Here is a 21549-nt window from a genome sequence, read left to right on the forward strand (position 1 = left end):
AGGACAACACGGTGCGCTAGGAGTCGGCGAACGGGTTTCGCGGCCGGCACAGGGCGACGCGGGCGGCAGCAGACCGGAATTTCGTTGCGTGGTACCGCAATGCGGAATTCAGGCACTGTCGACGTCGGTGGCGTTCTGTCGCGGTTGGACGCTCCGTCGCAGCTCAGGCGGGTGTCCGGCGGTGAGCGCGCCGCGAACCTCGCTCGGGCGGCACGGTCGGCATTAGGCTGCTCGGCATGCCGAAAATCGCTGTCACCCGCTGGATCCCGGACGAGGCCGTGCAGGTGCTCGGCGAAGCAGGCGAAGTCGAGATCTCGCCCGAGGACCGGCCGCTCACGCCCGAGGAACTGCGGAAGTTCGTCGCCGGATCGGCCGCGGTGGTGTCGATGCTGCACGACCGGATCGACGGCTCAGTCGCGGACGCGGCGGGTCCGCAGCTGAAGGTCGTCGCGAACGTCGCGGTGGGCTACGACAACGTGGACGTCAGTGCACTGGCGGAACGCGGGATCGTGGTCGCCAACACGCCGGGCGTGCTCACCGACGCCACCGCGGATCTCGCGTTCGGATTGCTGCTGGCCGTCTCGCGGCGGCTCGGCGAGGGAGAACGTTTGCTGCGCGCACGGCAGCCGTGGTCGTTCCACCTCGGTTTCCTGCTCGGGTCCGGGCTGCAGGGCAAGACGCTCGGCATCGTCGGGCTCGGGCAGATCGGCCGTGCGGTGGCGACGCGGGCAGCGGCGTTCGGGATGCGGGTCGTCTACTCCGGACGGTCGGCGAAACCGGACTTCGACGGCGAGTTCGTGTCCTTCGACGAGCTGTTGCGGCGGTCCGACTTCGTGTCGCTGCACTGTCCGCTGACTCCCGAGACCCGGCACCTCATCGACGCGGACGCATTGCGGGCGATGAAACCGAGTGCGTACCTGGTGAACACCACGCGCGGCCCGGTGGTCGACGAGTCGGCGCTGGCCGACGCGCTCGAAGCCGGCGAGATCGCGGGCGCGGCGCTGGACGTGTTCGAGAAAGAGCCGGACGTCGAGCCGCGGCTGCTGGACCGTGACGACGTGGTCCTGACGCCGCACCTCGGTTCGGCGACGGTCGAAACGCGGACGGCGATGGCGGTGCTGGCCGCGCGCAACGTCGTGTCGGTGCTCGCTGGTGCCGAGCCGCTGACGGAGGTGCGCCGGTGACCCGGGTCGTGATCGCGCCGGACAAGTTCAAAGGAAGCCTGACCGCGGTCGAGGCGACGGAAGCGATTGCGCACGGCGTGCGCGATGCGTTGCCGGACGCCGAGATCTCCGCGTGCCCAGTCGCCGACGGCGGCGAAGGGACGTTGGAGGTGCTCGAGAACGCGGGCGGCTCGATGGTGCGATTGTCCGTGCGCGGTCCGCTCGACGAACCGGTCGAAGCGCGGTACGTGCTGCTCGACGGCACGGCCTACGTCGAATCGGCGCGCGCGTGCGGGATCGAGTTCGTGACGCCGAGCCGGGAAGTCGCGCTGGCCGCGCACACGTCGGGCGTCGGCGAGTTGCTGAACGACGCTCTCGCCCGCGGGGCACGGCGGCTTGTGCTGACCGTCGGCGGCACGGCGAGCACCGATGGCGGTGCCGGGATGCTGGCCGCGCTGGGTGCCGACATCGTTGACGCCTCCGGTGCGCCGGTCGGGCTCGGCGGCGGGTCGTTGGCACAGGTCGCGCGCGTCGACCTGGGTCCGGTGCGGGAACGGCTGGGAGCCGTGCCGGTCGCAGTCGCGACGGACGTGACGAATCCGCTGCTCGGCGCGAACGGGGCGGCGGCGGTGTTCGGTCCGCAAAAGGGTGCTGGCCCGGACGACGTCAAGGCGCTGGACGAAGCACTGGCGCACTGGGCGAAAGCGCTTGCGCGGGCTGGCGCACCGGACGTGTCCGACCTGCCCGGAGCCGGGGCCGGCGGAGGTGTCGCGGCGGGAGCGATCGCCGGGTTCGGCGCGACGGTCGAGTCCGGCTTCGACCTGATCGCCGCGTTGACCGGCGTCGACACCGCACTGACCGGCGCGGATCTGGTGATCACCGGTGAGGGTTCGCTGGACGAACAATCGCTGTCGGGCAAGGCCCCGGCGGGCATCGCGGCTCGCGCCGGGCGGACAGGAGTCCCGCTGCTCGTGCTCGCCGGGCGGATCCAGCTGGACGCGGACGCGCTGGCCGGGCTGGGAGTCGTGGGCAGCAGCGCGCTGATCGACCACGCGCCGTCGCTGGACTACGCCCGCGGCCACGCCGCGGAACTGCTGCGCGAACAGGCCGGAGCGCTGGTGCGGGACTGGCTGCGCGCCAAATGACAGAAGTGGGGCCCCGCTCAACCCCCGGAGCCCATACGCCCAAAAACCCCGGCCCGCAATGTCTGGGCAACCCCCCGCGATTGGGGGGGGGGCGGCGGGGGGTGAGCCGAGGAACAACCTCGCGCGCCGTGGCCGGCGCCGCCGTCTGACCACACTCCATCATGCCCTCCGCCTCCCCCCCGCCCCCCCACTTCCGCACAACAACGCGGCCACTCATGGTCTGGACAACCCACGTCTTGGACGGCGGTGCCGCCGGGGGTTCAGCCATGGATCACCGGGCCCGGACGTCTCGAAACGTCCGACAGCACCGGCGAACGGCGCACGGGATCAAGCGGACTGAAACCCGCCGCCCGAACCCGTGGCCGGGCGCTTGCAGAAAGCCGGAGCTACGCCGCAGCAAGCGAAGTCGGCCCGATCGCGGTCGCCCCGGGCCGGAGCACCGCGACCGCCGAGAACGCCGAGCGGCCCAGCCGTCAGGAGGACTGCTGCTGAGGCAGGACAGCGAAGGCGACGTCGCCGGTGTCGTCCTGCTGGACGTCCAGGACCTTGTCGTCGAGCAACGCGGCTGCCTGCGGCTCAAGGAAGACCTTCGCCCCGCCGTCGGCGCCGACAACGCGGTCGCCGTCCTCCGGAGCCGGGGCTACGGACAGCGCCAGCTGTGCACCGTCGCCTTCCATGCTCTGCAGCGCGAAGCGCAGGCCGCTCTGTTCGGAGTCGCTGCCTTGCTCGGCGGTCAGCGCGGTGATCGCCTCGGCGGCGGCTTCGGTAACGGTCAGCATCTTTCGGCCTTCCCTTCGTCGCAGTCGGATGCGCGCGGTCGGTTGCAGGGTGGTTTTTCACGCTAAAGGCGGCACGACGGTCGCGCAGTGTGAGCGCCAGACCGCTGCCGCGGCGGTGGAACCTGTCACAAATACGTTTGAGATCAGGATCTTCGGGCCATGGCCGACCGGATCGCGTCGGCGACCGTGCAGCCGCCGTGGTCGACCCGTTCGCCCTGATCGGGCACCGCCGGCCAGCCGGATTCAGCCGGGTCGAGCGGCACCGGATCCGCGCCGCCTCCGCTGCCAGGGTCCCCAGCAGCGGCGACGGCGGACGATCTCTCGGCTAGTCCGTCAGCCACCGGCGGCCGGACCTCCGGCCGTTCCCCCGCGCGCTGACTTTCACGGACGTCATCGGAAGCCGTTCCCTGAAGCACCGCAGCTTGGGGCGAGTCGACGCGGGAACTGTCCGCACCGGGACTTTCACTCTCGCGAGGAGCGTCGTCACCGGGATCGCTCACGGGCACCTCCCGAAAGTCCGGATTGTTCGTGGTGAGCTACCCGAGGCGGCCTCCGGTGAAACGGGCCGAACGGCTGTCGTCGGAATCACAGGGGTTTCCCTGGGTCTGCCAGGGCATCAACGGGCGAAGCGGAGCTAGCGTCGGACCATGACCACCACCAGGTGGAAGCCGCGCGGCCGGATCCGAATCCGCCCCCGGCGCAAACCCGGCCCAGACGCCGCCAGCGACCCGCTCGGCGCCGACGCGATCGACCCCGCGCCGGAATTCCGCACGCTCGACGAACCTTCGAACCGCCACGTCCCGGGTTTCGCCAAGGACACTGACCGGCATCGCCCAGCTGACGATCGCCTGGCCGCACTCTCCGGCGAGATCGACCATCGTCGCGACCCGCGCGACTCCGCTGCCAACCGCCGCGAGGAGAACGCCCGTCGCCACTCAACGGCGAACCAGAGTGAACCGGCCTCTGACAGCAGAGGGCCGCACGCCAGCCACGGGCACTCCGGTCGCCCTTCGATGGCCAATGCGAGCGCCACTCGCCGCGAATCGGCAACCAACCACGCCGAGCCGCACCGACCGGCGCCCAGTAGCGAACGCACCCCTCGCCACTCAACGGCTAATCCGAACAGCGCTGGCCTTTTAACGGCAACCGGCGACGCACACCTGTCGTCGCCAGAAACCGGCAACAACATCGCCGATGAAGGCACCCAGTCGCCAAGCTCCGCCACGGTCCTCGCAACCGCCCACCGGTCGGCGAAGTCCGAAGTGGCCCGCGTCAACGAGTCCGACGCGCGGCACCACCACCCTGCCCCCGCTCCCGCCCCGCATCCAGCGTCTCCGGGCGTTGCCGATCATCGGCCACACCAACCCGGCCACCGCGCCGCCCGCCGCCGCGAGATCGGGGGCCATGCCGCCTGGTACCTGGCCGCCGGCGTCGTCACCACTGGCCTGCAGGCCGTCCTCTTCCTCGCTTTCCGCCCGGAAATCGGCGCGCAATGGGCGAATCTCGCCGCGCTCGCGATCACGACTGTCGGCAACACCGAGTTCCACCGCCGCGTCACGTTCGCCAACCGGAGCAGCCGCGCGGGCAAACGGCATCTCCAGGATCTCGTCACATTCGCCTTCTACGCCGGCTACGGATCACTCGTCCTCGCGGCCCTCGACGCCGTCGTCGCGCGCCCCTCGGCCGGCCAGCAGACCGCCGCGCTTCTCGCGGCCAGTTTCGTCGGCGGGGTCGTCCGGTTCGCCGTGCTGCGCTGGTGGGTTTTCGCCCGGGCGCGGCGAACGGACGCGGCACAAGATCACCAACGGTAGTGGAACCCGTTCTACCCGCAGTGCGACCACTCTCTGTTGTGCTACCCGGCTATCACTCTTCGTGACGCATAAAATCGGACATCCGCACATGCTGCGAGGCTGGATTCGTACTGTGCGTCGGCTGGTCTCGTTTGTGTCAAGACCACTGCTGCTAACGGGGTATTCGTAGTTGAAATGTGGACGGTCGGCCTCCGGCCGCTTAAGGTTACGGAGCGTCGCAACGATCGCAGTACTCCCCCCGTTCGATCGGAGTACTTGCGACCGCAACATCACAGAGTGTTGACCCCAAGACAGCGACGGTCGCAGGGTTGCCGGGGAGACGACCATGACAGCACCGTCGAAGACGTCCCGCACAGCGGGGTCCGACGTCGCGGGCTACGTGAGCCCTGCGACGCTCCCCCGATCCGGCGGACGCCTGACCAAAGAAGACCTCGATCCGCTCGTACGCGCCGCGGGACAGGGCGATCAAGCCGCGATCGCCGACCTGCTGCACGTGCTCCGCCCGGTCGTGGCCCGCTACTGCCGGGCCCGGATGGGCGGCCGCGACCTCTCTTACCTCGCCGCCGACGACGTCGCGCAGGACGTCTGCATGGCCGTGCTCAAGGCCCTGCCCGACTACCAGGACCGCGGCGGGTCGTTCCTCTACCTCGTGCACGCGATCGCGGCCAACAAGGTCGCCGACGCCTACCGGGCCGTCGCGCGCGACCGGTCCGAGCCGGTGCCCGAACTGCCAGAGCATCCGCTCGCCGGCGGCAACGAGCCGGAATCGCACGCGCTGCGCCTCGACCTCGGCAGCCGCTTGCAGGAGCTGCTCACCCGCCTCGCCCCGCTGCAGCAGGAAATCCTCGCGCTGCGCATCGTCGTGGGCCTCAGCGCGAACGAGACGGCTGAAACGCTGGGCATTTCGGCAGGCAACGTCCGCGTCACGCAGCACCGTGCGCTGGCCAAGCTCCGCGAGATGGTGCAGGGCCAGGACTTCTGAGCCGTTTCGTCACTCGAACGGCTGGAACCCCGCCGCGGACCGCGGAATTGGTCGACAGGCCCTGCTTCCCGCGGCACTCTGGAATGACCCGCCGCATCGCTCAGCTCAACTCATAAACGCGTGCCGCCGTGTGCTCGAAGACCTCCAGCCGTTCCGGGTCGCTCAGCCCGCCGGTCAGCGACACTGCCGCGTCCAGCACGACTTCGTACGCTGCCGCGAGTTCGCATACTGGCCAGTCGGAGCCGAACATGACCCGGTTCGCGCCGAACGACTCGAGAACGTGGTCTGCGTAGCGGCGCAAATGGCCCACCTGCCATTCGCGCCAGTCGGCTTCCGTCACCAAGCCGGACAGCTTGCAGTGCACGTTGTCGTGCGCGGCCAGCGATGCCACGCCGTCCGCCCACGGCTGCCATTCGCCTGCCGCGATGCCAGGTTTCGCGGCGTGGTCGAGGACCAGCCGCAGGTCCGGCAAACGTTCGGCGACCTGCCGCGCGGCGGCGAGCTGCGCCGGTGCCACCAGCAGGTCGTAGACCAGGCCGGCGGAGCCGACCGCGGCCAGGCCGCGCTGGATTTCCGGACGGAGCAGCCACTCCGGGTCCGGCTCGTCCTCGACCTGGTGCCGGATGCCGGCCAGCGGGCCCAGTTCGCGCAACCGGGCGAGCCGGTCGGACACGTCCGGGGCGGCGAGGTCGACCCAGCCGACGACGCCGGCCACCAGCGGCTCGGACGCGGCCGTGGCAAGGAATTCCTCGGTTTCCGCCTCGTCCGAAACGGTCTGCACCAGCACGGTGGCGTGGACGCCTGCCGCGGTGGTCACCGTGCGCAGATCGTCGACTGTGTACGGCTTGCGGATCGGGTCCAGTGCGTCGCCGGACATCCACGGGTACTCGCGACGCGCGGGATCCCACAGGTGGTGGTGAGAATCGATCACGGGGTTCCTCCGGAGACGACCGAGCGGGCGGACGACCGCAGCAAGCCTGCGTCGGTGAGGTCGTCCCACAGAGCGGCCGGGATATTCGCCGCTGCCCGGCGAACGTTGAGCGACACCTGCTCGGCGTCGTGCGCGCCGACGACCACCGACACCACCGCCGGGTGCGTGCGCGGCAACGCGAGCGCGGCCTCTGGCAGCGAAACGCCATGCCGCGCACAGATTTCCGCGATATTCTGCGCTTTCTCAACGAGATCCGCAGGCGCAGCCGCGTAGTCGTAAATAGTGCCGGGTTGTTCCGTGGCGAGAATTCCGCCATTGAACACTCCTCCGGCCACCACGCCGACACCACGTTCGACGCACAGCGGCAACAGTTCGTCCAAAGCCGGCTGGTTCAGCAGGGTGTAGCGACCGGCCATCAGGACATGGTCGAGATCGAACCGGCGCACGAATTCCGCCAGCATCGGCGCCTGGTTCATCCCCGCGCCGATCGCCCTCACGACGCCCTGCTCCCGCAACTCCAGCAACGCCGGGAACGCACCCGAAACCGCTTCCTCGAAATGATCGTCCGGATCGTGCACGTACACCAGATCGACGCGGTCGAGGCCCAGCCTTTCCAAGCTCGATTCCAGCGAACGCAACACCCCGTCGCGGCTGAAATCCCAGCGGCGGCGGTAAGTACCGGGAACGTCGAAGCCCTGGTCGTCGCGTTCCCCGGGGGCCACCGCACGCGGTTCCAGCACCCGTCCGACTTTCGTCGACAGGACGTACTCGTCCCGCGGATACGCCGCCAGCGCGGCCCCGAGCCTGCGTTCGGACAGCCCGAGCCCGTAGTGCGGCGCGGTGTCGAAATAGCGGATTCCCTCGTCCCACGCCCGCCGCACGCTCGCCGCGGCGGTTTCGTCCGGCACCGCGTGGTAGAGATTGCCCAGTTGCGCACCGCCGAGTCCCAGCGGAGGAAGGTCCACGGTCACGCCTCCGCCGGGAGTTGCCATACCAGCCCGAGGCCGCGGGCGACGTCGGAATGGTCGAGGTCGAGCAGTTCGTTGATCCGCTTCTGCCACGCGATGTCAGCCGGATCGGCGGCGAGTTTCGTGCGCATCTGCTCGAAATCGTCCACCTCGACGAAGTGGAACAGGTCGAGCCCGTCGCGCCAGATCCGCCACGAACGCACCCCGGCGCGGCGCAGTGCGGCGTCCAGGTCCTGGGGGATCACCGCGTGCACCTCCTCGTAGGTTTTCTCCATTCCGGGCTTGAGCCGGGTGCGCAATGCGACCGTTTGCGGCGCCGGGCCGTGGGTCATCGTTCCTCCTGACGGGAGTCGTGGCACGCTGTAGGGGGTAAACATCCGAGGTCTCTGCAGGGAGGGCGGTCCCGATGCCCGTCACCGATGTCGCGATCGACAAGATCAAGGACATGATCATTTCGGGCGAGCTGGCTCCGGGCGACCGGCTCCCCAAGGAGGCCGAGCTGGCGCAGCGGCTGGGGCTTTCCCGCAGTTCGCTGCGGGAAGCGGTGAAGGCGCTGTGCCTGATCCGGGTGCTGGACGTGCGCCAGGGCGACGGCACGTACGTCACCAGCCTGGAGCCGAACCTGCTGCTCGACGCGATGACCTTCGTCGTCGACTTCCACCGCGACGACACCGTGCTCGATTTCCTTGCCGTGCGGCGGATTCTGGAGCCCGCGGCCACCGCGATGGCGGCGCTGCACATGCGCGACGAGGACGTCGCCGAACTCGGCGCGCTGCTCGGCGAACTGGAGGAAGCGCCGACCGTCGAAGCGCTGGTGGCCAACGATTTGCAGTTCCACCGCAAAATCGCGGACGGCTCGGGCAATCCGGTGCTGTGCTCGCTGCTCGAAAGCCTGTCCGGCCCGACGGCGCGAGCCCGCATCTGGCGCGGCCTCACCCAGGAAGGCGCGGTAGCCCGGACCCGGGAACAACACGCCGCGATCTACGACGCGATCGCCGCGCGAGAACCGGAACTGGCCCGGTCGTGGGCGACGGTGCACGTGGCCGGGGTGGAGCAGTGGCTCCGAAGCACCCTGGTCGAGGACGCCGCGGCTGGCGACGACGCCGAGCCCGCCGCGTCCTGATCGGACGGAGCAGGCGGAGTGGTCGGCGCGGTCGGCGGTTCCTGAGCGGGTTGTTGTGGTGAAGGGTCCCTTCACTCCTTGCTGGTAGGAGTGAAGGGACCCTTCATTCGCGTTCGGCTGGTGCGAGGGGGACTTTCGTGGCTGCGGGGCGGGAGTGACGGGACCCTTCATGCCGTGGCGGTTCAAGCGAACGGACCCATCACGCACGCCCCGCCGGAGCGACAGGGACCTTCGCCCCCGTGCGACAGGAGCGACGGGAATGTCGGGAGCGACGGGACCCTTCACACCATGGCGGCCCAAGCGAACGGACCCATCACACACGCCCGGCCGGGATGACAGGGACTTTCGCGCCCGTGCGACGGGGGTGCCGGGAGTGACGGGCCCCCTCACACCATGACGACCCAAGCGAACGGACCCATCACACACGCCTGCCCAGCGTGACGGGGACTTTCGCGCGTGTGGCGGGGCGGGGACCGTCAGGTGCCAGAGCGAGAGAAGCGAAAGGACCCATCGCGCACGTTCGGTTGAAGCGGTGGAGAGTCGTTCGCCGACCGGCCGAATGAAGGGTCCCTTCATTGATCCTGCCTCCAGCGCTCTGGAGGGGACTTTCACCGCACCAGCCGTCGAGCCGCCGCCCGCCGACCCGTCCAACGACTCACCCGCCAAGGCGACCACCGCACCGTCCACCGGCCCAGCCGCCTGGCCGACCGCCGACTCGTCCACCGGCTCACCCACCAGAACGACCACCGGACCGCCCGCCGACCCGTCCACCGGACCACCCACCAGACCGGCCACCGCCCCGGCCATCGCACCGCCCGCCAGACCGCTCCCCGAACCAACCCGCCGAGAAGGTCGGATGATCACCGAACCTCCGCCGATCAGGTCTGGGGCTTTCCACCCGCGTACCGGCTGATGATCAACGCGATCAAAATGATCCCCCCGTAAATCGCCTTCAGCCATTCCGCCGGAACCTGGGCAATACGCAACAAACTGTCCACCGACTGCAGCAACAGCACCCCGGTCAGCGCCCCGACCAACGTGCCCCGCCCGCCGTCCAGTGAAACGCCGCCGATGACCGCGGCGGCGAAGACCTGCAGGATCAGACCGTCGCCCTGGTCGGCTCCGAGGGCGCCGACGTAGCCGGTGTACGCGAGACCGCCGATGGCCGCCAGCACCCCGGCCACCACGAACACCGCCCACGAGATCCGGTCCACCCGGATGCCCGCGGCCCGCGCGGCTTCGCGGTTGCCGCCGATCGCGTACAGCGAGCGGCCGGCTCGGTGGTAGCGCAGGCCCAGTCCGAAGACCGCGAACAGCACCGCCGCGAGCCACACCGACATCGGCAGGCCGGCGAACGTCGTCGTCGCCAAAGCGGTGAACGCGTCCAGCTGGTCGAACAGGGTCTTGCCGTTCGTCGTGCCGATCTGGGTGCCGCGCAGGACCGTCAGCATCGCCAAGGTCACGATGAACGCGTTCAGTTTCAGCTTCACGATCAGGAAGCCGTTCACGAACCCGATCAGCGCGCCCACCACGGGGACCGCCACCAGGCCGAGCGCCGCGGGCCATTCGGTGCCGAAGCCCGCCGACGCGGCCGGGATCACCAGCATCGCGCCGATCGCGGGGGCGATGCCCATCGTGGATTCCAGCGACAGGTCGAATTTGCCGGTCAGCAGGACCAGCGATTCGCCCAGCACGACCAGCGACAACGCGGCCGCCGCGGAAAGGATGCTGATGATGTTGTCGAAGGTGAAGAACGTGTCGCTGATCAGCCCGCCGATCACGAACACCACCACGAGCGCGGGCAGCAGCGCCAGTTCGCGCAGCCACGCCGACTTCCGGCGCTTCGCCCGCACCGCGGGCAGCGCCGTCTGCGGGTCGCTCATCAGGTCAGTCATGAAGCCCGACTCCTTCGATATCCGCCACCAGGTCCCCGTCGGACCAGCCGGCCTGGTGAACGGCGGCCACCTCGCCGGCGCGCAGCACCAGCACCCGGTCGGCCAGGCGCAGGTCGTCCAGCTCGTCGCTCACGAGCAGCACCGCCTTCCCCTCGGCCCGCACCCGGTCCACGACCGCGAGCAGGGCCTCCTTCGACTTCACATCCACTCCCGCGGTGGGGTTGATCAGCACCACCACGCGCGGGTCGCTTTCCAAGGCCCTGGCGAGCACGACTTTCTGCTGGTTCCCGCCGGACAAATCGGAAACCGGCTGGTCCGGGCTGGCGGCCACGATGTCGTAGGCGGTCAAGGCCCGTGAACCGCGTTCCCGGCGCACCTTCGGCGACGCCAGGCCGCCGCGGCCCATCCGGTCGAGCACGGAGAGGGTCGCGTTGTCCATAATGGAGTGTTCCAGCACGAGACCTTCGTGATGCCGATCCCTGGGGACACAACCGATTCCTGCGCGCAGAGCGGCGGGAATGTCGCCGGAGGGCAGACGTTTTCCGTTGACCGAAACGGTTCCGGAGGTGGGCGCGCGCAGGCCGTAAACCGTCTCGGCCACCTGGTGCTTGCCGCTCGCGTTGCTGCCCGCGAGTCCGACTACCTCGCCGCGGTGCACTCGCAGGGAGACGTCGTGGAATCCGTCGCCGGACAGGTCATCGACGGCTAGGACCTCTTCGGCGTCCACCGCTAGCGGGTCGCGGGTGGCTGCGTCGCGCACGGCGAGGCCGCCCTGCTCCCCCGTCATCGCGTCGACCAGTGCCGCGCGGCTGACCTCTTCGACGGGGGCGGTGAGCACGTGCCGAGCGTCGCGCAGGACGGTAACCGCTTGGCACACCTCGTAAACCTCGTGCAGGTGGTGCGAGATGAACAGGAAGGTGACGCCGTTCTCCTGCATCTGCCGCATGCGCTCGAAAAGCCGCTCGATGGCCTGGCTGTCCAGCTGCGCGGTCGGTTCGTCCAGCACGATGAACCGGGCACCGTAGCTCAACGCTCGGGCGATCTCGACGAACTGACGGTCCTCAACGGACAGATCGCCCGCCGGAGTGTCCGCATCGACCCGGACGTCCCACGAGTCCAGCAGCTCCCGAGCCTGCCGGCGCAGCTTCTTCCAGCCGATCGCGAAACCGCCCTGCGCCTGCCGGTTCAGGAAAAGATTCTCCGCGACCGTCAGCTGCGGCACCACCATCGCGTGCTGGTACACGCACGCTACGCGCGCTTTCCAGTCGTCCTGTTTGGACAACGGCGGGGCCGGGGCACCGCCGAAGGAAACGCTGCCGGTGTCCGTTTCGGACAGTCCGGTGAGGATGGAGACCAGGGTGGACTTGCCCGCCCCGTTGCGGCCGACGAGTGCGTGAGACTCGCCGGGCCGCACGGTGAGGCTGACGTCGTCCAGCGCTACGGTGGGCCCGTACCGCTTTCCGACGCCGTCCGCCTGTACGACCGGTGCGCTCACAGGTTGTTACCCCACAAAGCTTTGTCGTCCACGTTGTCCTTGGTGACGACCGGCGCGGGCAGCTGATCTTCCAGGATGCCGGGGCTGATCTCGACGATCGTGGAGTCGTGGTCGGTCGGGCCCGGCTTGAACGTCTCGCCCGCCATCGCCTTCTTGAGCCAGTACATGCCGTACTTGGCGTAGGCGTCGGCAGGCTGCGAAACGGTCGCGTCGAGTTCGCCGTTGCGGATCGCGGCGAGTTCCTGCGGGATGCCGTCGTTGCTCACCAGCACCACGTGCTTCGGGTCCCCGACCGGGAAGAACAGGTTCTTGCGCTTGAGCGCCTGCTCGGTCGGCGCCAGGTAGACGCCGCCCGCCTGCATGTACACGCCCTTGATGTCCGGGTTCGCGGTCAGCAGACTGTCCAAACCGGACGACGCCTTGTCCGCCTTCCATTCGGCGGCGACCTCGAGCACCTTGACGTCCGGATACTTCTGCTTCATGCACTCGCGGAACGCCGCCGACCGGTCGCGGCCGTTGACCGACGCGAGGTCGCCCATCACCTGCACGACCTTGCCGCTCTTCACGCGCTTGCCGATTTCTTCGCACGCCTTGCTGCCGTACGCCTTGTTGTCCGCACGGACGACCATCGCGACCTTGCCGCTCTCCGGCGCGACGTCCACCGCTACCACCGGGACGCCCTTGTTCTCGGCCTGCTTCAGCCCGGCGACGACCGCGGCCGAGTCGAGCGGCGTGACGACGAGCCCCTTCACGCCCTGGCTGAGCAGCGTGCCGATGTCCGTGATGAGCTTCGCCGGGTCGCTGTCGGCGTTCACCGTGGGCAGCGCGTCGAGCCCTTGCTCCTTCGCCATCTGCGGCACGTATTTGTTGTAGGCCTGCCAGAACGGCGAGGTCAGCAGGGGCAGTGTCGCCCCGACCTTGCCGGTGCCGCCGCTGTTGGCCGCTGCCGCCGGTTTGTCCTTAGTGGACCCGCACGCACCGAGCACCAAACCGCAGGCGGCCACCGCGGCGGCCAGCCGGATCACCTTCGTACGCACCGCATCCTCCTTGATGACAGGCCTTGTTGGCAAAGCAGATCAGTTCTGCACGGGTCCGCGCGGGCGCAGGCCGTACATGCCGCCGTCCACCGCGAGCGCGGTGCCGGTAGTCGATGCCGAAAGCGGGCTGGCGAGGTACGCGATCGCGTTCGCGACCTCGTCCGCGGTCACCAGCCTTCCCATCGGCTGGCGGGCGGCGAGTGCTGCCCGCTCCGCCGACGGGTCCGCGGCGGTGTCGAGCAGCCTTCCGACCCACGGGGTGTCCGCGGTGCCGGGGCACACGCAGTTGACGCGGATCCGGTCCGGCAGGTGGTCGGTGGCCATCGCGAGGGTCAGCGACAGCACCGCGCCCTTCGTGGCCGAGTACAGCGCCCGCGCGGGCAGCCCGGCCCACGCGGCGATCGAGCAGGTGTTCACGACCGCCGCCGACGGCGAGTTCTTCAAGTGCGGCAAGGCGGCACGAGCCGTGCGCACCATGCCGACGACGTTCACGTCATACGCGCGGTGCCACTCATCGTCGTCGTTCGCGGTGACGTCGCCCTGCGCGCCGATGCCCGCGTTGTTGACCAGGATGTCGAGCCGGCCGAAGCGTTCGGCCACCGCGTCGACGGCGGCGCGGACCTCGGCGTCCGACGTCACGTCGCAGCGGAATCCGGCCAGCGGCTCGGGCACCTCGTCGGTCTTGAGGTCGAGCACGGCCACCTGTGCGCCGCGCTGGGCCAGCAGGTTCGCCGTGGCCAGGCCGATTCCCGAAGCGCCGCCGGTGACCGCGGCGACCAGGCCGTCGAATTCGCTCACTGCGCGTTCTCCGTCCATTCAGGACCGTCCGGGAAGCTGAACCGGCGCAGCGTAGCGTCGTGCATGCGCGCGGAAAAGCCCGGTGCGGTCGGAGCGAGGTAGCGGCCGCCGCGTACGACAGCCGGATCGGTGAAGTGGTCGTGCAGATGGTCGACCCATTCGATGGTCCGGTCTTCGTCCAAACCGGACACCGCCACGAAGTCGAACATGGACAGATGCCGCACCAGCTCGCACAGCCCGACCCCACCGGCGTGCGGACACACCGGAACGCCGAATTTCGCTGCGAGCAACAGGATCGCGAGATTCTCGTTCACCCCGCCGACGCGTGCGGCATCGAGCTGCAAAACGTCGATTGCACCAGCCTGCAGCAATTGCTTGAACACCACGCGGTTCTGCACGTGCTCGCCGGTCGCGACTTTGATCGGCGCGAGCGCCTTCGCGATGGCCGCGTGGCCGAGCACGTCGTCCGGCGAGGTCGGCTCTTCAATCCAATATGGATCGAACGGAGCCAGCGCGGTCATCCACGACACCGCCGTCGCGACATCCCATCGCTGATTCGCGTCGACAGCGATCCGGATGTCCGCCCCGACCGTCTCGCGGGCCAGCTTCATCCTCCGGACATCGTCCTCGAGATTCCCGCCGACCTTCAGTTTGATCATCTCGAAACCGTCGGCGACGGCCTGTTCGGCCAGCCGCACCAGTTTCGCGTCGGAGTAGCCGAGCCAGCCCGCCGACGTGCTGTACGCGCGATAACCCTCGGCTTCGAGCCGAGCGATCCGTTCCGCTTTACCGGATTCGGCCGCGCGCAGGATGTCGAGCGCTTCCTGTTCGGTAAGCGCGTCGGAGAGGTAACGGAAGTCCACAAGGGACACCAGTTCCTCCGGCGTCATCCGTGACGCGAACTTCCACAGCGGCAGCCCGGCGCGACGCGCGGCGAGGTCCCACGCGGCGTTGACGATCGCCCCGATCGCCATGTGCGCGACGCCCTTTTCCGGTCCCAGCCAACGAAACTGCGAGTCGCCGACCAACGCCCTCGAAAGCGCGCCGAGTGCTTCCGCGTCCTCCGGCACGTCGCGGCCGACCACATGCGGTGCCAGCGCGCGGATCGCGGCGGCCTGTACGTCGTTGCCGCGTCCGATGGTGAACGCAAGGCCGTAACCGTCCGGCCCGGCGTCGGTGTGCAGTTCGACGTAGGCCGCCGAATAGTCCGGATCCGGGTTCATCGCGTCCGAACCGTCGAGGTCGCGCGACGTCGGGAACCGGACGTCCCGGACCTCCATGGCCACGATTTTCGCCATGTCAGGCCTGCCCGAAGGTCTGGCGCTGCTTGCCGAGGCCGTCGATTTCCAGCTCGACGACGTCGCCCGCACGCAGGTACGGCTTCGGTTCCGGCTGCCCGAGCGCGACCCCCTCCGGGGTGCCGGTGTTGATCAGATCGCCGGGGCGCAGCACCATGAACTGGCTCAGGTAGCGGATGATCTCGGCGACGCCGAACACCATGTCCTTTGTGGACGAATCCTGTACCTTCTCGCCGTTGACCCAGGTGCGCAGCCCGAGCGCCTGCGGGTCGGGGATCTCGTCGGCGGTCACCAGTTCCGGGCCGAGCGGGTTGAAGGTCTCGCAGTTCTTGCCCTTGTCCCACTGGCCGCCGCGGTTCAGCTGGAAATCGCGCTCGGAGACGTCGTTGGACACGACATACCCGGCGACGTGCGCCAGCGCCTCGTCCGCGCTTTCCAGATAGCGGGCGGTTTTCCCGATGACGACGCCGAGTTCGACCTCCCAGTCGGTGGCCGTGGAGCCGCGCGGGACGAGCACCTCGTCGAACGGTCCGACCATCACGTCGGGGGCCTTCATGAACAGCACTGGTTCGGCCGGAACCGCCGCGCCGGTTTCCTCGGCGTGGCGGCGGTAGTTCATGCCGATGCAGACGATCTTGCCCGGCGCGGCGATCGGCGCGCCGACCCGCAGCCCGGTCCCGTCGGCGACCGGCAGTTCCCCGGCTTCGAGCGCCTGCGCGGCCTTCGCCGGCCCGTCGCCGGCGAGGAACGCGCCGTCGATGTCCGGCGTGACCCCGGAGAGGTCGTGGAGGGTGCCGTCACTGGCACGGACGAACGGACGCTCAGCCCCCGCTGCCCCGAGACGCACAAACCGCACAGACGTTCCCCTCTCTCGACACCGACTTCGCGATACATCCGATGTATAGCGCATGGACGGGCGGCAGATCTAGAGGGAAGCTGGATTTGCCGTGTAAATTGATCCGATCACCGGGCTGTCGGGCGGATAACGGACACTCGTTCTGGCGGGGTGGTCCCGCCACGACGAGGGAGACGGTGCGGCGCGAATGGGACCAGGAGAGGCGACCGGGCGGGATCCCGGCGAGGCGGACGGGCCGGCCGGCGAGAGCGGTTTGTGTGCCGCTGAACGGGAAAAGCCGCCTGCGGACGACCTGCCGCGGCGGTCGGCGGCTGCCGATCGCTCCGCGCCGGATCATTCGACGGCCGATCACTCCGCCACCCTCCCCGAGCACCCCGGCCAGGGCAAGATCCGACGTCTCCTCGTTCTCGGCGGCCTCTCCGCCTTCGGCCCGCTCTCCATCGACATGTACCTGCCCGCCCTCCCCCGGATGGCGGGCGATTTCCAGGCCTCCGACACCACCGTCCAGCTGACGCTGACCGCGTTCGTCATCGGACTGGCGGTCGGGCAGATCGTCGCCGGGCCGCTGTCGGATTCCTTCGGGCGGCGACGGCCGTTGCTGATCGGGCTGGGGCTGTACATCGCCGGGTCGGTAGCCGCGGCGGTGAGTCCAGGCGTGGAGCTGTTGATCGCCGCGCGGAGTGTCCAGGCGCTCGGCGCGGCAGCCGGGATCGTGATCGCCCGCGCGGCCGTCCGCGACCTCTACACCGGCAAAGCGATGACGAAGTTCTTCTCGCTCCTGCTTCTCGTCAACGGCCTCGCGCCGATCCTCGCTCCAGTGCTCGGCGGGCAGTTGCTCACGTTCACGTCCTGGCGCGGCGTATTCGTCGTCCTCACCGCGTTCGGCGCGCTGCTGCTCGTCGCGGTCGCGTTCGCGCTGCCGGAGCCGCTGCCGGTCGAGCGTCGGCACCCGGCGCGGCTCGGCGGAGTGCTGCGCACGTACGGACGACTGCTCGCCGACCGCACATTCCTCGGCTATGCCCTGACCGCTGGACTGAATTTCGCCGCGTTGTTCGCGTACATCTCGGGTTCGTCCTTCGCGCTGCAGGACGTCTATCGCCTGAGCCCGCAGGAATACAGCATCGTTTTCGGGCTGAACGGGGTCGGCATCGTGCTCGCCGGGCAGCTCAACGGGTGGCTGGTCGGCCGGTTCCCCGAACGGACGCTGCTGCGCGCGGGGCTCGCTGTGTCGACGCTTTCCGGGCTCGTGACATTGGCTGCCGCGCTCCTGCGCCTGCCGCTGCCAGCGTTGCTGATTCCGTTGCTGTTCATGGTTTCCTGCATCGGGATCATCAGCCCGAATGCCAGTTCGCTCGCACTCGCCGGGCACGCGCGCACGGCGGGGTCGGCGTCGGCGCTGCTGGGTGTGCTGCAGTTCGCGATCGGCGGGATCGCGACCCCGCTGGTCGGGCTCGGCGGTTCCGGCACGGCGGTTCCGATGACTGCCACGATGGCCGGGTTCGGGGTGCTCGCTTTGCTGTCGTTCGCGACGCTGGCGGTCAGCCCAAATCGGCGAGATTCCCGCTCCGCAGCTGGTCGGCGGTGACCGCGATCCGTTCGTCGACCAGCTTCTCCAGCGCGTCGCCGTCGTCCCACTGGTTGACGTTCATCGCGGCCGAAACCTCTCCGCCCGGGGTCACCCAGAACGCGGTGAAGTCGTAGGCGTCGAGGTCTCCGCGCACCACGACGCGGTCCCGGTCCAGGTCAGGCAGGCCGCGGTACTCGCAGCCGATCGCCGGGCCGCCGCGGTCCGGGTCGTATTGGTCGGAGAAGAAGTACGGGCTGTTCAGGTACGGCTCGTGCTCGCCGAAGAGGTTGCCAGCCACGTGCTCGCCCTGCGTACGCGCTGTCGCCCAATGCTCGACTCGTACGCGGCGGCCGTAGCGCGGATGGAACTCCGAAGCGATGTCGCCGATCGCGTAGACGTCCGGTGCCGCTGTACGCAAACCGGCATCGACGTCGACGCCGCCGTCGTCTGCCAGCTCCAGGCCAGCGGCGTGCGCCAACTCGATGCGAGGGACCGCACCGACCGCGATGAGGACAACGTCGGCGTACAGCTCTTCGCCGTTGGACAGTCGGACACCGGTCGCTGCGGTGTCACCGGTGATCGCAGCGACGCCTTCGCCGAGACGCCACTGCACGACGTGTTCTTCGTGCAGACGGTAGAACGCTCGGGCAACCTCGTCTCCGAGGACGTTGGCGAGCGGCAGCTTTTCCGGAGCGACCACAGTCACCTCGGCACCGTGCGTACGCGCGGCTGCGGCGGCTTCGGTGCCGATCCAGCCTGCGCCGACGATCAGTACGCGCTTCGCCGCCTCGAAAGCCTCCCGCAGCCGCAATGCGTCGTCGAGGGTGCGAAGCGTGTAGAGGCCGGGCAGGTCGCCGCCAGGCACCTTCAACGTCCGCGGGCGCGAGCCGGTCGCTAACACCAGACGGTCGTAGCGATGCTCGCCGCCAGCGTCGTCGAGGACCAGGCGTGCGCCCAATTCGATCCGGGTCGCGGTGGTGCCGGACAGCAGCCGGATGTCGTGCTCGGCCCAGTAGCCCTCGTCGCGGACCCAGTCCGGTTCCTCCGCATTGCCGAGCAGCACGGCTTTCGACAACGGCGGCAGCTCATACGGCCGGTGCGTGTCGGCTCCGAGCAGCAGGACGTCGCCGTCGAAACCGCGTTCCCGGACTGTCGCCGCCGCAGTAGCACCGGCCAGTCCGGATCCGACGACGACGATCTTCCGAGGTTCCGACATCCGTCCTCCCGAGTGCCCGCGGCGTGCGGTGGCCGACGCTACTCCGGTATCCGGCTGGTCACATCCCGTAGAAAACCGGCCGGTAGGCAATTCGGGTGAACCGGCGTAAGCCGCCCCGGAGGGCGAGGTCACACCCCCGCACGAAGGACACGGGCACTACGTGATCGGAGGGCGAGGGTCGTGACAGCGCGGGACGACAGTGCGGTACGGAACGAGTGGACGGTCGGCTGCCGAGACCTGGCGGGCAGGCGCCGGGAGGTGACGGTGTTCGTGAGCAGCGACGACAAAGTCGTCCTGGTCGCGCCGCCGGGAGAGGCGGCCGTACTGGGGCCGCTCGAGGTCGGACGGCTGCGTGCAGCCCTGCGCGACGCCGTGGTGGCCACCGCGACGTCGGCGCGACGCACCGGAACCGACTGACAACTACCGTTCCTACTCATCAGTAGGTAGAGTCGGCACCCGCAGACCCCGAAAGGTGCCGGCCATGACCACCTACTTCGTCACGGGCGCGACGGGCTTCCTCGGGAAGCGCCTGGTCGCCCGGTTGCTCGCGCGGCGGGAGACGACCGCCGTCCACGTGCTCGTCCGCAACACCTCGCGCGATCGCCTCGCCGCGCTCGCGCGGGACTGGCCGAACGCCGAACGCCTGGTCCCCGCCGTCGGCGATCTCACCGAACCGCTGCTCGGCCTCGACCCGGCCGGCTACACCGGGATCGACGGGATCGATCACGTCGTCCACCTCGGCGCGATCTACGACTTCACCGCCGACGACGCGGCGAACCGGGCCGCGAACGTCGACGGCACCCGGAACCTGCTCGCCTTCGCCGAGGCGGCCGGCGCGGGACTGCTGCACCACGTCTCGTCCATCGCCGTCGCGGGCAATCACGCCGGCCGCTTCACCGAAGCCGACTTCGACCTCGGACAGTCCTTCAGTTCTCCTTACCACGCAACGAAGTTCGAGGCCGAGAAGCTGGTCCGCGAGCAGTCCGGCGTGCCGTTCCGCGTCTACCGGCCCTCGGCGGTCGTCGGCGATTCGCGCACCGGCGAGATGGACAAGATCGACGGTCCGTACTACTTCCTGCCCACCATCTCGCGTCTCGCCGCGTTGCCGAAACAGCTTCCGCTCGTCGCGCCTGATCTCGGTGCCACCAACCTCGTCCCGGTCGACTATGTCGTGACCGCGATGGAAAACCTCATGCACCGCGAAGCGCCTTCGGGCAGCACCTATCACCTCGCTTCGCCGCGACCGCAGAAGCTGCACGAGGTCTACAACGCCTTCGCCCGCGTTGCCGGAGCGCCGCGTGTACGCACGACAGTGCGGTCTGGCCTGCTTCGCAGCACAGCGTCCCGCCTCGCGAAGGCCGTGGACCGTCTGCCGACTGGACGTGCGACGCGGGCAGCAGTGTTGACAGAGCTGGGAATTCCGCTCGAAGTACTCCCCCACCTGAACATGGAGGTGGAGTTCGACACCGCGCGCACCACTTCGGAGCTGTATGGCAGCGGTGTCCACCTTCCCGAGCTTCGCGACTACGCCGAACCGCTGTACCGCTACTGGCGCGCACATCTCGACCCAGACCACGCTCGCCGCCCAGGGCTGAAAGGTCGCGTCGTACTCATTACCGGTGCTTCGTCTGGCATCGGGCGGGCTTCAGCGCTTGCTGTCGCGCGTCGCGGCGCGAAGGTGCTTCTCGTCGCGCGCCGGGCCGAAGAACTCGAAGACGTGCGTAGCGAGATCACCGCCGCTGGCGGCGAAGCAGCGGCGTACCCGTGCGACCTCACTGACGGCGACGCGGTCGACGGTCTCGTGAAGGCAGTCCTCGCCGACCACGGTGCGGTGGACGTCTTGGTGAACAACGCGGGACGGTCCATCCGACGCTCGGTGCAGCTGTCGACGGAACGCTTCCACGACTACGAACGCACCATGGCCATCAACTACTTCGGGCCGGTGCGGCTGATCCTCGGCCTGCTGCCGTCGATGACCGAACGCCGGTTCGGCCACGTCGTGAACGTCACCACGCAGGGCCTGCAGACCGACACCCCGCGGTTTTCCGCTTACCTGGCTTCAAAAGCGGCGCTCGAGGAGTTCAGCCTGACCGCCGGACGGGAGACACTGTCCGACGGCGTCACGTTCTCCTCGGTCCGGATGCCCTTGGTGCGCACCGACATGATCGCGCCGACCGGGTACCGCGGGCTGCCCTCGAGTTCGCCGCAACGCGCCGCGGCTCTGGTGGTGAAGGCGATCGAGCAGCGGCCGCAGATCCTCAGCCTGCCCGAGGGCCGGGCCGCGGAACTGGCCACGCTGGCGGCACCGGACCTCGCCCGGTTCGCGGCGCACCTCGTGTACCGGGTGATGCCGGAATCCGCACCGGAAGCCAAGGGGCGGCCGCGACAGCCCGCTCCGGCCGCGGTCGCGGCGACGCTCACCAGGATGTTCTGGCGGCGGAAGGTTTAGCGGCGTCGTGGGTGGGGGTTGGGGGTTGGAAACGGC

At 69.1% G+C, this 21549-nt stretch carries 20 protein-coding genes; 8 read left to right on the forward strand and 12 right to left on the reverse strand.

Annotated features, from left to right (window positions below):
• Positions 1 to 236 precede the first annotated feature (236 nt).
• Positions 237 to 1184 carry a 2-hydroxyacid dehydrogenase gene (locus tag ACWGIC_RS34580; protein WP_452080127.1) on the forward strand — a complete coding sequence of 316 codons (948 nt, stop codon included), beginning with the start codon at positions 237 to 239 and terminating at the stop codon, positions 1182 to 1184.
• Positions 1181 to 2308: a glycerate kinase gene (locus tag ACWGIC_RS34585; protein WP_452080128.1), complete on the forward strand. Its 1128-nt coding sequence runs from the start codon at positions 1181 to 1183 to the stop codon at positions 2306 to 2308. The genes ACWGIC_RS34580 and ACWGIC_RS34585 overlap by 4 nt, the downstream gene beginning before the upstream one ends.
• Positions 2309 to 2781: 473 nt before the next feature.
• Here ACWGIC_RS34585 and ACWGIC_RS34590 read toward each other — a convergent pair whose 3' ends face one another.
• Complete coding sequence (locus ACWGIC_RS34590; protein WP_452080129.1) at positions 2782 to 3087, reverse strand: iron-sulfur cluster biosynthesis protein; 306 nt, start codon at positions 3085 to 3087, stop codon at positions 2782 to 2784.
• Positions 3088 to 3230: 143 nt separating this feature from the next.
• Positions 3231 to 3428 carry a hypothetical protein gene (locus tag ACWGIC_RS34595; protein WP_452080130.1) on the reverse strand — a complete coding sequence of 66 codons (198 nt, stop codon included), beginning with the start codon at positions 3426 to 3428 and terminating at the stop codon, positions 3231 to 3233.
• Positions 3429 to 4481: 1053 nt separating this feature from the next.
• Here ACWGIC_RS34595 and ACWGIC_RS34600 point away from each other — a divergent pair.
• Positions 4482 to 4898, forward strand: a complete 417-nt coding sequence (locus tag ACWGIC_RS34600) for a GtrA family protein (protein ID WP_452080146.1) — start codon at positions 4482 to 4484, stop codon at positions 4896 to 4898.
• Positions 4899 to 5223: 325 nt separating this feature from the next.
• Positions 5224 to 5880, forward strand: coding sequence for an RNA polymerase sigma factor ShbA (gene shbA / locus ACWGIC_RS34605; protein ID WP_452080131.1), 657 nt, complete (start codon positions 5224 to 5226; stop codon positions 5878 to 5880).
• 100 nt (positions 5881 to 5980) lie between these two features.
• On the opposite strand, the gene ACWGIC_RS34610 is transcribed toward shbA, so the two are convergent.
• From ACWGIC_RS34610 to ACWGIC_RS34620, 3 genes are read right to left on the reverse strand one after another with little or no spacing between them, the layout of a single operon-like run.
• The gene (locus tag ACWGIC_RS34610; RefSeq protein WP_452080132.1) at positions 5981 to 6811 is read right to left on the reverse strand and encodes an amidohydrolase family protein; all 831 of its coding nucleotides are present in this window, start codon (positions 6809 to 6811) and stop codon (positions 5981 to 5983) included.
• The gene (locus ACWGIC_RS34615; RefSeq protein ID WP_452080133.1) at positions 6808 to 7803 is read right to left on the reverse strand and encodes an aldo/keto reductase; all 996 of its coding nucleotides are present in this window, start codon (positions 7801 to 7803) and stop codon (positions 6808 to 6810) included. Before ACWGIC_RS34615 ends, ACWGIC_RS34610 begins: the two co-directional genes overlap by 4 nt.
• Complete coding sequence (locus ACWGIC_RS34620) at positions 7779 to 8111, reverse strand: L-rhamnose mutarotase (protein ID WP_452080134.1); 333 nt, start codon at positions 8109 to 8111, stop codon at positions 7779 to 7781. The genes ACWGIC_RS34615 and ACWGIC_RS34620 overlap by 25 nt, the downstream gene beginning before the upstream one ends.
• A 74-nt stretch (positions 8112 to 8185) precedes the next feature.
• Here ACWGIC_RS34620 and ACWGIC_RS34625 point away from each other — a divergent pair, with 74 nt between their 5' ends.
• Positions 8186 to 8902 (forward strand): FadR/GntR family transcriptional regulator, encoded by a 717-nt coding sequence (locus ACWGIC_RS34625; protein WP_452080135.1) that lies wholly within the window; start codon positions 8186 to 8188, stop codon positions 8900 to 8902.
• Between the two features lie 878 nt (positions 8903 to 9780).
• Here ACWGIC_RS34625 and ACWGIC_RS34630 read toward each other — a convergent pair.
• The 6 genes from ACWGIC_RS34630 to ACWGIC_RS34655 are packed head-to-tail and all read right to left on the reverse strand — an operon-like array spanning position 9781 to position 16281.
• Positions 9781 to 10797 carry an ABC transporter permease gene (locus tag ACWGIC_RS34630; RefSeq protein WP_452080136.1) on the reverse strand — a complete coding sequence of 339 codons (1017 nt, stop codon included), beginning with the start codon at positions 10795 to 10797 and terminating at the stop codon, positions 9781 to 9783.
• A complete protein-coding gene (locus tag ACWGIC_RS34635) occupies positions 10790 to 12292 on the reverse strand; it encodes a sugar ABC transporter ATP-binding protein (RefSeq protein WP_452080137.1) in 1503 nt (500 codons plus the stop codon). The genes ACWGIC_RS34630 and ACWGIC_RS34635 overlap by 8 nt, the downstream gene beginning before the upstream one ends.
• A complete protein-coding gene (locus tag ACWGIC_RS34640) occupies positions 12289 to 13329 on the reverse strand; it encodes a sugar ABC transporter substrate-binding protein (RefSeq protein ID WP_452080138.1) in 1041 nt (346 codons plus the stop codon). The genes ACWGIC_RS34635 and ACWGIC_RS34640 overlap by 4 nt, the downstream gene beginning before the upstream one ends.
• A 39-nt stretch (positions 13330 to 13368) precedes the next feature.
• Positions 13369 to 14127, reverse strand: a complete 759-nt coding sequence (locus ACWGIC_RS34645) for an SDR family NAD(P)-dependent oxidoreductase (protein ID WP_452080139.1) — start codon at positions 14125 to 14127, stop codon at positions 13369 to 13371.
• Positions 14124 to 15425, reverse strand: a complete 1302-nt coding sequence (locus ACWGIC_RS34650; RefSeq protein WP_452080140.1) for an enolase C-terminal domain-like protein — start codon at positions 15423 to 15425, stop codon at positions 14124 to 14126. Before ACWGIC_RS34650 ends, ACWGIC_RS34645 begins: the two co-directional genes overlap by 4 nt.
• A gap of 1 nt (position 15426) precedes the next feature.
• Positions 15427 to 16281 (reverse strand): fumarylacetoacetate hydrolase family protein, encoded by an 855-nt coding sequence (locus ACWGIC_RS34655; protein WP_452080141.1) that lies wholly within the window; start codon positions 16279 to 16281, stop codon positions 15427 to 15429.
• Positions 16282 to 16468: 187 nt separating this feature from the next.
• Here ACWGIC_RS34655 and ACWGIC_RS34660 point away from each other — a divergent pair, with 187 nt between their 5' ends.
• On the forward strand, positions 16469 to 17866 hold the full coding sequence (locus ACWGIC_RS34660) for a Bcr/CflA family multidrug efflux MFS transporter (RefSeq protein WP_452080142.1): 1398 nt from the start codon (positions 16469 to 16471) through the stop codon (positions 17864 to 17866).
• Here the strand turns inward: ACWGIC_RS34660 and ACWGIC_RS34665 are convergent.
• Positions 17820 to 19064 (reverse strand): NAD(P)/FAD-dependent oxidoreductase, encoded by a 1245-nt coding sequence (locus tag ACWGIC_RS34665; RefSeq protein WP_452080143.1) that lies wholly within the window; start codon positions 19062 to 19064, stop codon positions 17820 to 17822. The two genes, ACWGIC_RS34660 and ACWGIC_RS34665, sit on opposite strands and share 47 nt — an antisense overlap.
• Before the next feature lie 180 nt (positions 19065 to 19244).
• Here ACWGIC_RS34665 and ACWGIC_RS34670 point away from each other — a divergent pair, with 180 nt between their 5' ends.
• Both ACWGIC_RS34670 and ACWGIC_RS34675 read left to right on the forward strand, forming a co-directional pair.
• The gene (locus ACWGIC_RS34670) at positions 19245 to 19481 is read left to right on the forward strand and encodes a hypothetical protein (RefSeq protein WP_452080144.1); all 237 of its coding nucleotides are present in this window, start codon (positions 19245 to 19247) and stop codon (positions 19479 to 19481) included.
• Between the two features lie 64 nt (positions 19482 to 19545).
• Positions 19546 to 21513, forward strand: a complete 1968-nt coding sequence (locus ACWGIC_RS34675) for an SDR family oxidoreductase (RefSeq protein WP_452080145.1) — start codon at positions 19546 to 19548, stop codon at positions 21511 to 21513.
• Positions 21514 to 21549 lie beyond the last annotated feature (36 nt).

Source organism: Amycolatopsis sp. NPDC054798, from assembly GCF_053611505.1.